This window comes from Methylomonas sp. (assembly GCF_023228165.1).
Lineage (GTDB): Bacteria > Pseudomonadota > Gammaproteobacteria > Methylococcales > Methylomonadaceae > Methylomonas.
On sequence record NZ_JALOBS010000001.1, the window covers coordinates 1 to 13,958 of the forward strand.

A 13,958-nucleotide genomic window follows, 5' to 3' on the forward strand; every position below is an offset into this window, starting at 1 on the left:
AGCTTTCGGTATTCAGATGCTTGCTCCCTGGCTACTTCCAGCGAAATATCGACAAAACTACCCAGACCTATCTCGGTAGCCTTTTTATTCCTGACAAATTTGAAAATCCAGCTTTTTGAAAGTGTCGGACTAACCTGTAGGTAAAGACCACCACCATCACTGTGATAACCAGGAGTTTTGATTGTCACAACCTTGCGTGCGTTCAGCTTATTCAAAATCCGACTCATAAATCCTACCCTACTTCCTACCCTACTTTCGGCATCGGATTGGAGTATATTTTATCGAACCAAGCTGGACAATAAATTTATAACTTATCGTTTTTTAACAAGAATTTAGGACAATAAAAAACGATATCGGACTCTTGTTAGGCGGACTAGCTCTCCGCCATATTCAAAAAACCCGCACCGCCGCAAGGCTTGCGGGTTTTTTTATGCCCCCGACTTGCCGCGACACGCACAGGATGCCCGCATGAACAATCAATCCCTCTCAGCCTTCATTTGGTCGGTTGCCGACCTGCTGCTGCATCTGATCAGCAAAATGCGCCCCACCCATGACGGCGGCAGTCGCTTCGGCATTGTTCTGAACGGCTCGCCGTTGTTCACCGGCGGCGCCGGTTCCGGCGAAAGCGAAATCCATCGCTATGTGCTGGAAAACGATTTGGTGGAAGCTATCATCGGCTTACCGACCGACATGTTCTACAACACCGGCATTTCCACCTATGTCTGGATACTCTCCAACCGCAAACCGCCAAGGCTTGCTGCAACTGATCGATGCCAGCAGCTTCTGGCAAAAGATGCGCAAAAGCCTGGGCTCCAAACGCAAGGCATTGTCGGATGAGCATATCGCCGAAATCACCCGCTTATTCGGGTAGTTCATCGAAGCCAGCGACGACAAGAAGCCGATTTCAAAAATCTTCAAGAATAGCGATTTCGGCTATCGCAGCATCATCGTCGACCGGCCGCTGCGCGACAAAAACGGCAACATCCTGCTCGGCACCAAAGGCAAGCTAAAAGGCAAGCCGCAACCCGATTCCAGCTTGCGCGACAGCGAAAACGTGCCGCTGTCGGACGATGTGGACGCCTACTTCAAACGCGAGGTGTTGCCGCGTGCCCCCGACGCCTGGATAGACTACGACAAAACCAGGGTCGGCTACGAAATTCACTTTAATAGGCATTTCTATGTGTTCGAACCGCCGCGCCCGCTGGCCGAGATCGACGCAGACCTGAAAAAGTGCACCGATGAGATACTAACCATGATTGCCGGATTGAGCGCATAACGTTAACCTAGCGCACAATGCCTGAACGACTTTTTAGTAGAGGTTTTTATGAATATCGACCAACTGGCTAATGAGGATTAAAACTTAACTAACACGACAGAGCGATGCTTGCCCAAACGATTTGGGAAAGTCTTGATTCCCCTTATCAGGCGGCGGATTTATCATATGACGAGGCTATCCTATTGGCAAAAGCCCGCGATAGCGAAATGCAGAATGGCGCGGTAACGCCGCTGTCGCATGCGCAGATAATGTCAAAGTTACGCAATGCGCGTTGAATACCAGTTTACGGAAGAAATGAACATTAAATATGCTCGCGAGCTGCGCAAAAACGCCACCGACTGCGAACGTCTGTTGTGGCTGCACTTGCGGGCCGGGCGATTGCAAGGATACAAATTTAAACGTCAGCAACTGCTTGGCAATTACATCGTCGATTTCGTTTGCTTTCAAACGCGATTGATCGTGGAAGCCGATGGCGGCCAACATAACGAACAGATCGAATATGACACACACCGTGATGATTGGCTAAGGCGCCAAGGTTTTACCGTATTGCGATTTTGGAATAATGACATTTTAACCAATACAGAGAGTGTATTGGCTATCATTCTTGATGCTTGTAATCAGTATGTGGACGCACCCTCTCCCCAACCCCTCTCCCGTAAAGGGAGAGGGGTCAAGGGCGCTGGTGTTATTCAAGCTCATGGCGCGGATTCGGCGTTGACCGATTTGATGCCGGCAGCGCATAGCGTCGGTTTCAACAATCGTCCCATAAACACAGAGCTAACTTCCCTTGCCCCTTGCAAAATGACTGCATGGATGCAGGAGGTAGAGCGACGTCTGGAATAGTTGGCGAAAGGACTCCGGCAGCATTTGGCAATGGCGACCGTAGGCACGACACCCCTCTCCCCTAGCGGGAGAGGGGCCGGGGGAGAGGGGGTGACGGATTAGAAGTTTTCTGCGTTACCAAAGTTATAAGGATAGCGGCGTCAAATGGTTGGGCGAGGTTCTGGAGCACTGAGAGTTTAAACAATTAAAGCACTTAGTTAATCCTGCAACTTCGATCACCTATGGCATCGTCCAAGCTGGCCAACATCACGAAGGGGATATCCCCTACATTAAAACAAGTGATATGTCAGACGATTCGTTACCGTTTGAAGGTTATTCGCTGTCTTCACCTGAAATTGATCAAGCTTACGAAAGATCCAAAGTGGCAAAAGGAGATTTGGTTATTGCAATTCGAGCGACTTTTGGTAAATGTCTGCCCGTTCCTGATGAGTTGGATGGTGCAAATCTTACCCAAGGCACTGCAAAAATTTCTCCCGGACTCAATATCAGCAATGAGTATATGCTCGCGGCTATCAACGCTTCACCGACACAAGCGTATTTTGACCACATGGCTAAAAGTGCAACCTTCAAGGAAAAACTTTAGACGCTCTCAGACGAACGCCGATTGTGTTACCGCCCATGAGTGAACAGACCGCTATATCTGATTTCCTTAGACGCGAAATCACCAAACTCGACACGTTAACCACCGAAACCCAACGCGCGATAGCCCTACTCAAAGAACGCCGCAGCGTGCTGATTTCCGCCGCCGTTACCGGCAAGATCGATGTGCGCGGCTTTGTCGATTCACTCCCTGATTCCAACCCAACCTGACACCGTATGACCGAAATTATTTTCCAAGCCGCCGATTATCCCGAAATTCGCCGCGCGCAGTTCGAGCTGAACAGGCGCATTTTGAAAAACCCCAATCTGGACGAGATCAAAACCTGCGCCAAGCATTTGGGCTTGTGGCACAAGAAAAACCTCAAATTCGATAACGACAGCGAAGTCGATTTGCTGATGGATTATCGGGTGTATGCATTTCGACCGCACGGCTTCAATATGGCCGAAAAATATTTGCGCGTACACCGACACAGCTTGTGCGACTACGACCGGGCCCTGCTGGAGCACATGTGCCTGGCCCGCTATGCGGTTTATCAGGTAGAAGCCGGCAATCACATCGACAGCGTTACGGTAACCGACGTATTTTTAAAGACCCGCTTTACCCTGGTTGACCATCAGCTGGCCAAAACCGCGACAGCCGGCCTGGTCATCGCCAGCCATATCATCGACCTCGGCGATTTTATGATTCAGTCCGGAGCGCTGCTGCCGTTGAATAAAGCCATATTGCAAGCCGACGAAGTCGTCGATGCCTTGGGACGCGTCGATGAAGGTAGCCGCAGATAGGAATCATTCTTAATTAAAACGACGAAGTCGTCGATGCCTTGGGACGCGTCGATGAAGACAACTTTAGCGGGCATTTCCTGGACCCGGCCAACGGCGCGAAACTGGCACGGGCGATCATTGCCGCGTCTATCCGCTTGGGGCATACCGAGCGGATTAAATACCAAGAAATTTGATTGCATCGATTGTAGAGGGAGTGTTCATGGATATTGCCCACTACCACTATCTGCGTGAATGCGAGCTGGATGCTGCTGGACTGGGTAAAACACACCCAGCCGCAGGCATGGGAAACGCTGGAGAAGAACCACGGCGCACAGGCCGGTGAGGTGTTGCTGGGCAGGTTGCGGGATTCCATCAATCAACGCGGCACACTGGCTGTATTGCGCCACGGCATCGAATTAATCGGCTTGCGGCAACCCTTGACCCTAGCCCAGTTCAAATCGGCGCTGGCCATCAATCCGGATATTCTGACCCACTACGCGGCTAACCGGCTGCGGGTGGTGCGGCAACTGCGTTACTCCTTGCATAACGAAAACGCCATCGATTTGGGGCTGTTTTTGAACGGCATTCCGGTGGCCACGGCGGAGCTGAAAACCGATTTTACTTAAGCGGTGGAAGATGCGATCGATCAATACCGCTTCGACCGCGAGCCGGGTCCGAAAGCTCAAGGCAGCCCCGAACCCTTGCTGTGTTTCCCCAATGGCGCTTTGGTGCATTTCGCGGTCAGCAATAGCGAAGTTTATATGAGCACGCAGCTGGCAGGGGCGGCCACCCGATTTTTGCCGTTTAATAAAGGCAATAACGGCGCGGCGGGTAATCCGGCCAATGAACACGGGCATCGCACCACCTATCTATGGGAACAGATTTGGGCACGGGATAGCTGGCTGGAGATTCTGGGACACTATACCTATCCAGCAAACTGATGAATGCGATCATCGACGCCTTCGCCGCACACAGCACCATAAGCAAACAGGCACTGAATTCGGAACAGGTACGCAGCGACTTGCGGGATATTCTGCTTGGGCCGACGCAACTGTATGAAGCGCTGCGGGCGTGCGGAGACTGTCGGAGACTTTAACCCCGCTCCAACACCATCGCCACCGCCGCCGCGCGGGTCGACACGCCCAGTTTTTCGAAGATGTGTTCCAGATGCTTGTTGACGGTGCGGGGGCTGGTATTCAGGATGATACCGATCTCTTTATTGGTTTTGCCGCGGGCTATCCACATCAGGATTTCCGCCTCGCGAAACGTCAGTTTCAGCTTGCCTCGTAAAGCCTGTAAATCCCACTCGGCATTATTTCCGTCCCGCTGCAGCAACAGCATGTATTCATCCGGATGCTCGCAGGCGCAGATACTGGCGATAAAACCCGGCGCAAGACATTCTTCACCCGACTCGGCGTTTGCCTGGTCCAGGCGCTGCCGCCAGGCTTGAAACCGCGTCAGCAACTTGCCGGGTAAAAAGTCCATAACACCGCATGCTATTTGCAAACGTTGCTGAACATTGAAGTCGGCCAACCAAGCTTCGGCGGTCGGCGTCATCCAAACAATTCGACCGGTGCCGTCCACCGTCATGGCGGCAAACTCGCCACTGGACAACAATTGCTCGGCACGCCGCAAGTTGCGGGTTTGGCTCAAATGTACTTCGATGCGCGCCAGCACTTCGGCCGGCCTGATAGGCTTGACGATATAATCCAACGCCCCTTCGCCAAATCCACGCAACAAATCGTCCAATTCGCTCAGGCCGGTCATGAACAATACCGGAATGGCGGCGGTAGCAGGATCGGCTTTCAAACGGTTGCAGGTTTCGAAACCATCGATACCCGGCATCATCACATCCAGTAAGATGATGTCGGGTTTGATGTATTGAATCTGCTCCAGCGCCGCACTGCCGTCTATGGCTACCAATACCCGGTAATGAGCCTCGGACAGTGTGTCGGATAGCAGCGCCAGATTGCCCGGCGTATCGTCGACTATCAACACCGTGCCGTTGTTAACGGTAGATTCCATCATCGTCGCGTCTCCTGTATTGCTGGCATATCCAATAATTTTCTGATTTCAGCGATCCGAAAGGCGTTGGCCAATGCTTTTAACTTGGCAAAAAATGCCGCGTAGTGCGGTTCGGTTTTAGTAAGCTGTTCAAGGGTTTGCTTCAAGCCTTGCAGGTCGCCGATGCGCACCAATGCAATGCAGGGTTCCAATAGGGTCGGCGGCGGCACCTCGATAACAGTGGTTCCGGGCTGCCGAATTTGCGGCTGTTTTTCCTGATACAGCCAATCCAGCCCCAAATACAATTTCAGTTTATCCATCAATTCGGCCACGTTGATGGGTTTGGACAAAAAGTCGCTGCAACCGACATTCAAAGCCGCCAGCCTATCGCTGGGATATGCATTCGCACTCAATACCCCGATAGGCATACTCCATTCCTGGTAGCGTAATTGAACAGCGGTTTCGATACCGTTAATGCCTGTCATGGATATATCCAACAAAATCAGATCGGGGGGATTTTCGGCGACTTTAAGCAAACATTCTTCGCCGGAACAGGCTTCGGTTAAATAAAAACCCAAAGGTTCCAGCATGGCCAATAACAATTCCCTGTGTTCACGCTGATCGTCCACCAACAAAATCTTGCGGCGCGGCCCCAAATAGCCGACTATTTTGGTATCCGCATCCGATTCGGTATCGGCACCTAAACTGGGCAGCAATAGCCGTACTGTAAAAGTGGAGCCCTCTCCGGGCTGGCTTTTTACCGTCAATTCCCCGCCCATTAACTCCGTGATGATCTTGCTGATGGTCAAGCCCAGGCCGCTGCCGGCTTCCGCGTTGCCGGTGGAATTATTGACCCGGGTAAACGGCTGAAAAATATTCTGCAATTGTTGTTCGTCGATGCCGCTGCCGGTGTCGATCACTTTAAAATTGGCTACCCCGCCACTGTAACCGATACGGAATATCACTTCGCCATTGGCGGTAAATTTGACGGCATTACCGAGCAAATTCATCAGAATCTGCCCTACCCTTTTTTCGTCGCCGCGCACCCGTTGCGGTAATGTATTGACAAACTGACAGCTGAAATTCAGGCCTTTCTGTTCCGCTTGGGCCTGAAAACTGTCCTGTAAATGGACGATGAAATCCGGAAAGTTGATCGGGTGGTACTTTAAATCAAACTTGCGGGCTTCAATACGGGCGATATCCAGAATATCTTCCACCAGCGAACATAAATGCTCACCGCTACGCTTGAGAGTTTCCACGGCCCGTCTGCGATTTTCCGGTATAGCGGGATCGTTGTGCAAAATATGCGCATAGCCGAGAATACTGTTGAGCGGCGAACGAATCTCATGGCTCATGCTGGATAAAAATCGGCTTTTGGCCTGATTGGCGCTATCCGCCATTTTCATGGCCTGTTGCAGTTTGCTATCGGTCTTTTTGTGGTTTTCAATTTCCTGCAACAGCAATTGGGTTTGTTTGGCGGTTTCCTCATGGGCAACACGGCGGCTTTCCGCACTGAGTATCAACAACCAGGTACACAAACCGATAAACACCATCAGCGCGGCAAAAATTTTAAAAAAGTTATACAGCAGCAGGTTAAATGCCGCTAAATCCTGCTGCACGCTCAGCAAATCCTGATAATAGATAATGCTGATAAAAATGCCGGTCAGCACCGACAAAAAAGAAAACATCAGCGCAAAACGCAGCAATCTGAGCCGCGCATTCAGACTCATGGTATTCGGCAGAAAACGCAGCGCGACCCGTTCCAGATAATCGTCGAAACGAAACCCCGTCTTGCAGACATCCAGACAGCGCGCATCCAGCGTGCAACATAAGGAACAAATACTGCCCGCATATGCTGGACAATAGGCCATATCCTCATGCTCAAACTGATTTTCGCAGATCGAACATTTAGTCTGACTGCGCGGATTATTCTCATCCCGGTCGCGGGCCAGATAATGCCGGCTACGGGTCAGCCAGGCAATCCCCGGCGTCAAAATAAACGCCAAGCCCAGGGCCAGAAAGGCTGAAAAAGCCTTGGGATATTCGCCGAACAAACCCACATAGGCCAGGATGGAAATCATGGAGGCAAGCGATGTCGATATAATGCCGACCGGGTTAAGGTCGGTCAGATAAGCGCGTTTGAATTCAATGATCTTGGGGCTGAGTCCAAGCGGTTTATTGATCATCAATTCCGCCGCCACGGTGCTGATCCAGGCGATCGACATATTGGAAAACAGCCCCAGCACTTTCTCCAAGGCCCCAAACACCCCGAATTCCATCAGTAACAAGGCGATCAACACGTTAAACACCAACCACACCACCCGGCCCGGATGACTATGCGTCAGCCGCGAAAAAAAGTTGGACCAGGCCAGCGAGCCGGCATAGGCATTGGTGACATTGATTTTGATCTGGCTAAGCACCACGAAAAGCGTGGTAGCGGCCAAGGCCCATTGCGGATTCTCGAACAGCTCGTTATAAGCCACCAAATACATCTGGGTAGGTTCATGGGCATGCTCGGGACTAATGCCGTGCCGGATCGCCAAGTGCGCCAGCAAGGCCCCTCCCAATTGACGCATAACGCCGAACACGACCCACCCCGGTCCGGCAGTCAGCATCGCCACCCACCAACGAATTTTGTTATCTTGGGTTTTATCCGGCAAAAAACGCAGAAAATCCACCTGTTCGCCGATTTGCGCCACCATGGAAAACGCCACCGTCGCGGCGCTGCCAAACAGCAACCATTCGAAACCTTGCCCGCTGCCGGCAATCCAGAAATAGCTTTCCAGTGTCTGCATTGCTTCCGGCTCATGCACCGCCACCGCCACATAAGGCGCGATTAATAACACTAACCAGATCGGCTGGGTCCATAGCTGCATGCGGCTGATCGTAGTGATACCAAAAGTCACCAATGGAATAACAATCGCCGCACTGGCAATATGGGCTAGCCACAACGGAATCTGAAAATACAACTCCAGCGCCAGCGACATAATTGAAGCTTCCAGCGCAAACAACGTGAAAGTAAACGAAGCGTAAATCAGCGAAGTCACCGTGGAGCCGATATAGCCAAATCCGGCGCTGCGAGTCAGCAAATCCATGTCTATGTGATAAGTGGCGGCATAATAACTGATCGGAAAACTGGTAATAAAAATCACCACACCTACAATCAAAATCGCCCAAAACGCGTTAGTAAACCCATAATTAATCGATAAAAATCCGCCGATGGCTTCCAGCACCAAAAACGAGGTAGAGCCGAATGCGGTATTGGCAACCTCAAACTCAGACCACTTACGAAAACTGCGCGGCGCATAGCGCAGTGCGTAGTCTTCCATGGTTTCGTTGGCGACCAGGGCGTTGTAGTCGCGGCGGACTTTTGTGATGCTTTGGCGGATTGTTTTCATTTTGTTGTGTCGCTATTACGACGGATTGGTTAGAAGTCGGTTCGCGGATCGGTGGCCGCGATGCTTTTTTGCTGCACCAATCCAAATAACGTAGGGTGGGCACGGCTTTTTCGTGCCCACGCGACCACCTCATTCCCCCGCAACCAAATTATCATCTACGTTGCCGCTTTCCCAATCCAATAGATAGATAAACGCCTTGTTCAACATAACGATGAAAAGTCGAATAAGGCCATTCGCCGACCGGTTTACAATATCCATGCTTGACCGGGTTGAAATGCATGTAATCCATATGCCGCTCGAAATCGTTTTCGTCCCGGATTTGGTGTTCCCAATACCTGCGTTGCCATAGCGTCGATTCCCGATGTTTTTGTTTCGAAGAACCAATCCAATCGGCCCGCCGATAGTTATTTGCACATGCCACGCTCACCTGCCGTTTGATCACCGCCCAACGTGTGGCAAAATCCGCATCGCCGGGCGGCAACGTCCAGATAGCATGCAAATGATCCGGCAACAACACCCAGGCATCGATAGTAAACGGCCGTTTGGCGCGCACCGCCGCAATCGCATCACGCAAGGCCTCCCGTATCGGCGCATCGCACAAAATCGCTTGCCGCCGATACATCACCACCGTAAAGAAATACGTTGCACCGGGTGTTTGCGAGCGGCGGTAACGGGACATTGTTTTCGGCGGTTATGTCGTGACGGTTAATTCAAGCGTTATGGTTTATTCCGCGTGGGCACGAACAGCATGTGCCCACCCTACGTCACTATTCATTTTCAATTGTTGCTATTACAAACGGATTTGTTCCACATGAATAACCATATTTATCTCCATTTTCAAGTCTCACTTCCAAATAATTGAAATGTACTTTTGCCCGTCTATTGGCATAACTAGAAATAATTTCATCTTCAGATAACGAAACTTTTGATGTTAAAACCTTGAGTAACTCTCTTAACCGTTTTTCACTGATTTGACCGACATATATTTTGTGCTCGAACAATAAAGTACAACTGTCCCATCCTTGTATGACCCAGTATTGCTTTCGTTTCATTTTTTTCCACATAGACTGTAGAGTACGCCAAATATTATTAAGCATTAATAATCGTGAACAATGTCTCTTCTAATGTTTGCATTGTTTAGCCATTGTCTCGACAAGTTTATTTATTATATTGAATCCTTAAATGAGATTTCTCCCGTTATTCCGCCCCGAGCATCGCAGCTTTTGGCGAACAAGGCCCGATAGGGGAGCGGCAGGAAGCCGCTCGTTTTCGTAGGGCCAGGGATGGTCCTTCGAAAACCCTCGGCAAAAGCGAGAAGCGCAGGAATCAGGCGGAATCCGGGCCGCCTTTCTTTTGGGTACTTTTCTTTGGCGGAGCAAAGAAAAGTACCTCGGCTGTCGGGCCGAAACCCGACTTCAAAAGCCGTCGCCCCAGCGACACAAAACCTACCTACGTTCATGCCCAAAGGTAAATATCACCGGCGTGCCCTGATTATGAATAATAATCTCCTTCTTTACCTCGACATTATTCGGCTTAACCGCCGTAACAGCCGCATCGCCGGCCGGCACGACCGGCACTTCCTTCACTTCCACTCTGACGTCCGGCATCCATTTGGGTTTAAACGAGCTGGTGTTGGTGCGCTGTTGGCTTTGCGGGCGAGGCAAATCTTCCAATAAATTTAAACAAGCCGTGCTGATTTGATCGACCAGTTTGTCGGTGACGTGCGCCTGGCCATGCTCGGAATTAAGTGAATGGGCGCTAAAGGTGGATTTGGCTTCGGCGATAACTTTATCGTCATCGGCTTTACTGAATAGGCACTCGACCGGTAATACGTCGGCCTTTTGAAAATCCATGGAACGCGGATCGGAATTACCGCTGGAAAACGAAAATCCTACCGGCGTATCGCTATGGGTAATTTCACCAATCCGAGCCCGTAGGCGATGACTGTAGGGACCGCTGTCCGGAAAGGGATACTCCCACTCCGCCAGATTATTGCGTACCCGGGCGGCAATGTCTGCCGCGGACAACGTAAAGCCGAATTGCTGCAGATGCTCCGCTGCCAGTTCGAATTGAATGGCGTTGATGCTGTCGCTAGCGACAGGTGCTTCGGCCACGGCGATGCCAGAAGCCAACAACCCGCTGAACAACCCTAGCAGAGCCAGGCGCCTTATACCGAAAATCTTCATATGCATTCTCCCGATTTTGGATTGCACTGTACGAAACCCGCGATTTTACAGCCATACGTTAAATGACTGATCAGTCATTCGCCCGATTGTGGAAAGCCTGAACAAATTCAAAAATCTACCCCGAAGTTTTTAAACGCCAAGGCCATCCGGTCATGGCAGGTTTCAATCCAGATAGGGGATGCATGATGAATGGGTTTAAGCAACAGACAGCAGGTAGCCGGCAAAAACGGCTACTGAGCGGATTGGCGGTAACCGCGCTAACGTTGGGTTATGGCGCCGATGCGCAGGCGGGCGCGACTTTCAAAATCGACGACACCAAATGGGTCAGCGTCGGCGCGGGTTTGCGTACCAGCTTTCGGGCCCAGGACAGTGCAGCCGGGGCCACCGGCAATAAATGGAGCAACGACTTCAATCTGGATAATATCCGTTTGTACATCAACGGTCAGATTCATAAATACCTGAAAGTGGAATTCAACACCGATTGCCAGACTTGCGGCAATGGCGGCGAAGTGCGGGTCCTGGATGCGATTGGCAAATTCGAAGTCACCCCTTACGCCAATTTGTGGGTAGGCCGTATGCTGGTGCCCGCCGAACGCCGGGAGATGAACGGTCCTTTCTATAGCGCAACTTACAACATTTTCTCCGCCGGCACCCCATTCGAACCGGCCGATTACAATCTGGTCATCAAATCCGACGGTACCTCGGCGGGTTCCTTCGGACGTGACGACGGTGCTACTTTCTGGGGGTCAGTCTTCAATGGCCGTTTCCAATACGCAGTGGGTTTCTTTCGCGGCCTGCGCGGCGGCGCCAATGTCAACGACAACATCCTCTACGCGCAACGCTTTGCCTACAACTTCTGGGAAGTGGAGAAAAACCCCGGTTATTACACCTCGGGCACTTATTACGGCAAGGGCGGCGATATTTTGACCGTTGCCGTCTCCAACCAATACCAGGAAGACGGTGCCGGCATTACCAGCGATTCCGGTAACTTCCGCGGCACCACGGTTGATTTATTGATGGAAAAAGTTCTGGCTGGCGGCGGCGTGGTGACCGTGAACGGCGAATTCAAAAACTACGGTATCTCCAACGGTTACAGCCAGGCTTCTCGCGATGCCGGCGGCGGCTTCGACATGTTTGAAGGCAATGCCTTCGATGCCAGCGCCATGTATCTATTCCCGCAAAAAGTCGGTATCGGCCAGTTCCAGCCCTACGTGCGTTACGTCAACGTGGAACCCCATGCCAGCGCCAGCCGCGAAGTCTACGAAGGCGGCGTCAACTACATCATAGACGGTCATAACGCCAGAATCTCCCTGAGCTATCAATACGGCGATCTGCTGACCAAAGGTCTCAATTATAAATCCACCGCCGCCGGCGAAAGCGTCAGTCAAATGATGCTCGGTTTCCAATGGCAAATTTAATTTACCTCTCACACAGGAATGACACGATGAAAATAGCATTTAATCCCCTACGAAAACTGGCGCTCACCGCCGCTCTATCGTCCTTATTACTAGCCAGTGTCACGCCGGCGCGGGCAGAGGACGGCACCATCAAAGTGGGCGTGTTGCACTCCCTGTCCGGCACCATGGCGATCAGTGAAACCACTCTGAAAGACACCATGCTGATGCTGATCGACGAACAAAACAAAAAAGGCGGTTTGTTGGGCAAAAAACTGGAAGCCGTGGTGGTCGACCCTGCCTCGGACTGGCCGTTATTTGCCGAAAAAGCCCGAGAACTACTGACCAAGGATAAAGTGGCCTCGATCTTCGGCTGCTGGACTTCGGTGTCGCGTAAATCGGTATTGCCTGTCATCGAAGAATTAAACGGCATCCTGTTTTACCCGGTGCAGTACGAGGGAGAAGAATCTTCCAAAAATGTGTTCTATACCGGTGCCGCGCCGAATCAACAAGCGATTCCGGCTGTCGATTATTTAATGAACGACCTGAAAGTGGAGCGCTGGATTCTGGCCGGTACCGATTACGTTTATCCGCGTACCACCAATAAAATTCTGGAAGCCTATCTGAAAGCCAAAGGTGTCAAAGAAAAAGACATCATGATCAACTACACCCCATTCGGCCATTCCGATTGGCAAAGCATTGTCGCCGACATCAAAAAATTCGGCTCGGCCGGCAAGAAAACTGCCGTGGTGTCCACCATCAACGGCGACGCCAACATTCCTTTTTACAAAGAATTAGGTAACCAGGGTGTATCGGCGGAAGACATTCCGGTAGTCGCTTTCTCGGTCGGTGAAGAAGAATTGTCCGGTATGGACACCAAACCGCTGGTCGGCCATTTGGCGGCCTGGAACTACTTCATGAGCGTCGACACCACCAAAAACGCCGCCTTCATCAAACAATGGCAGGATTACATCAAAAACCCCAAACGCGTCACCAACGACCCGATGGAAGCGCATTACATCGGCTTCAATATGTGGGTGAAAGCTGTGGAAAAAGCCGGCACCACCGACCCGGAAGCCGTGCAAAAAGCCCTGATCGGCGTCGAATTTCCTAATCTGACCGGCGGTATCGCTAAAATGTTGCCCAATCATCACATCAGCAAACCGGTGTTGATAGGCGAAATTCAGGATGATGGCCAATTCGTCACCGTCTGGCAAACCAACAAAGTCGTCGATGGCGATGCCTGGTCCGACTATCTGCCGGAAAGCAAACCCATCATCGCCGACTGGACCGCACCGATCAGCTGCGGCAACTACAACACCAAAACCAAAAAATGTTCAGGTCAAAACTACTAAGCAACTTGTAGGGTGGGCACGCATACCGTGCCCACCGGGCGTTAAAGCCAAGGTGGGCACTTAGCGTGCCCACCCTACCCCGGCTGTAAATACACCCGGATATAGGATACGGATAAAGATTGGACTCAGGCCGGCCCGAC

General features: G+C 51.4%; 18 protein-coding genes. 12 read left to right on the forward strand and 6 right to left on the reverse strand.

Annotated elements, in window-relative coordinates; genetic code table 11:
* A partial coding sequence (locus M0R33_RS00005) for an Arm DNA-binding domain-containing protein (protein ID WP_292563193.1) occupies positions 1 to 215 on the reverse strand: 215 nt, incomplete at its 3' end.
* Positions 216 to 468: 253 nt separating this feature from the next.
* Between M0R33_RS00005 and M0R33_RS00010 the strand changes: the two genes are divergently transcribed.
* The 10 genes from M0R33_RS00010 (at position 469) to M0R33_RS00055 (ending at position 4,422) form a co-directional block, all read left to right on the forward strand.
* Positions 469 to 837, forward strand: coding sequence for an N-6 DNA methylase (locus tag M0R33_RS00010; RefSeq protein ID WP_292563196.1), 369 nt, complete (start codon positions 469 to 471; stop codon positions 835 to 837).
* Positions 838 to 1,036: 199 nt separating this feature from the next.
* Complete coding sequence (locus M0R33_RS00015) at positions 1,037 to 1,276, forward strand: hypothetical protein (protein ID WP_292563199.1); 240 nt, start codon at positions 1,037 to 1,039, stop codon at positions 1,274 to 1,276.
* Positions 1,277 to 1,380: 104 nt separating this feature from the next.
* Positions 1,381 to 1,551: a hypothetical protein gene (locus M0R33_RS00020; RefSeq protein ID WP_292563201.1), complete on the forward strand. Its 171-nt coding sequence runs from the start codon at positions 1,381 to 1,383 to the stop codon at positions 1,549 to 1,551.
* A 19-nt stretch (positions 1,552 to 1,570) separates the two neighbouring features.
* A complete protein-coding gene (locus M0R33_RS00025) occupies positions 1,571 to 2,119 on the forward strand; it encodes an endonuclease domain-containing protein (protein ID WP_292563204.1) in 549 nt (182 codons plus the stop codon).
* A 283-nt stretch (positions 2,120 to 2,402) separates the two neighbouring features.
* The gene (locus tag M0R33_RS00030) at positions 2,403 to 2,702 is read left to right on the forward strand and encodes a hypothetical protein (protein ID WP_292563207.1); all 300 of its coding nucleotides are present in this window, start codon (positions 2,403 to 2,405) and stop codon (positions 2,700 to 2,702) included.
* Between the two features lie 35 nt (positions 2,703 to 2,737).
* Positions 2,738 to 2,929: a hypothetical protein gene (locus tag M0R33_RS00035; protein WP_292563210.1), complete on the forward strand. Its 192-nt coding sequence runs from the start codon at positions 2,738 to 2,740 to the stop codon at positions 2,927 to 2,929.
* Positions 2,930 to 2,935: 6 nt separating this feature from the next.
* Positions 2,936 to 3,502, forward strand: coding sequence for a hypothetical protein (locus tag M0R33_RS00040; protein WP_292563212.1), 567 nt, complete (start codon positions 2,936 to 2,938; stop codon positions 3,500 to 3,502).
* Positions 3,503 to 3,540: 38 nt separating this feature from the next.
* Entirely contained in the window at positions 3,541 to 3,675 is a 135-nt protein-coding gene (locus M0R33_RS00045) for a hypothetical protein (protein WP_292563215.1), read from the forward strand.
* A 33-nt stretch (positions 3,676 to 3,708) separates the two neighbouring features.
* Complete coding sequence (locus M0R33_RS00050) at positions 3,709 to 4,107, forward strand: type I restriction endonuclease (protein ID WP_292563217.1); 399 nt, start codon at positions 3,709 to 3,711, stop codon at positions 4,105 to 4,107.
* 3 nt (positions 4,108 to 4,110) lie between these two features.
* On the forward strand, positions 4,111 to 4,422 hold the full coding sequence (locus M0R33_RS00055) for a hypothetical protein (RefSeq protein WP_292563220.1): 312 nt from the start codon (positions 4,111 to 4,113) through the stop codon (positions 4,420 to 4,422).
* 151 nt (positions 4,423 to 4,573) lie between these two features.
* Here the strand turns inward: M0R33_RS00055 and M0R33_RS00060 are convergent, their stop codons facing one another.
* The 5 genes from M0R33_RS00060 to M0R33_RS00080 all read right to left on the reverse strand — a co-directional run bounded on the left by M0R33_RS00060 (position 4,574) and on the right by M0R33_RS00080 (position 11,069).
* Positions 4,574 to 5,509, reverse strand: coding sequence for a response regulator transcription factor (locus M0R33_RS00060; protein WP_292563223.1), 936 nt, complete (start codon positions 5,507 to 5,509; stop codon positions 4,574 to 4,576).
* The gene (locus M0R33_RS00065) at positions 5,506 to 8,883 is read right to left on the reverse strand and encodes an ATP-binding protein (protein ID WP_292563226.1); all 3,378 of its coding nucleotides are present in this window, start codon (positions 8,881 to 8,883) and stop codon (positions 5,506 to 5,508) included. The genes M0R33_RS00060 and M0R33_RS00065 overlap by 4 nt, the downstream gene beginning before the upstream one ends.
* 151 nt (positions 8,884 to 9,034) lie before the next feature.
* Positions 9,035 to 9,562 (reverse strand): transposase, encoded by a 528-nt coding sequence (locus M0R33_RS00070; protein ID WP_292563228.1) that lies wholly within the window; start codon positions 9,560 to 9,562, stop codon positions 9,035 to 9,037.
* A gap of 88 nt (positions 9,563 to 9,650) precedes the next feature.
* Positions 9,651 to 9,935 (reverse strand): hypothetical protein, encoded by a 285-nt coding sequence (locus tag M0R33_RS00075; protein WP_292563231.1) that lies wholly within the window; start codon positions 9,933 to 9,935, stop codon positions 9,651 to 9,653.
* Between the two features lie 393 nt (positions 9,936 to 10,328).
* Positions 10,329 to 11,069: a hypothetical protein gene (locus tag M0R33_RS00080; RefSeq protein ID WP_292563234.1), complete on the reverse strand. Its 741-nt coding sequence runs from the start codon at positions 11,067 to 11,069 to the stop codon at positions 10,329 to 10,331.
* Positions 11,070 to 11,254: 185 nt separating this feature from the next.
* Here M0R33_RS00080 and M0R33_RS00085 point away from each other — a divergent pair, with 185 nt between their 5' ends.
* Positions 11,255 to 12,487 (forward strand): hypothetical protein, encoded by a 1,233-nt coding sequence (locus M0R33_RS00085; RefSeq protein WP_292563237.1) that lies wholly within the window; start codon positions 11,255 to 11,257, stop codon positions 12,485 to 12,487.
* 26 nt (positions 12,488 to 12,513) lie between these two features.
* Entirely contained in the window at positions 12,514 to 13,818 is a 1,305-nt protein-coding gene (gene urtA, locus M0R33_RS00090; protein ID WP_292563240.1) for an urea ABC transporter substrate-binding protein, read from the forward strand.
* Positions 13,819 to 13,958: the final 140 nt, after the last annotated feature.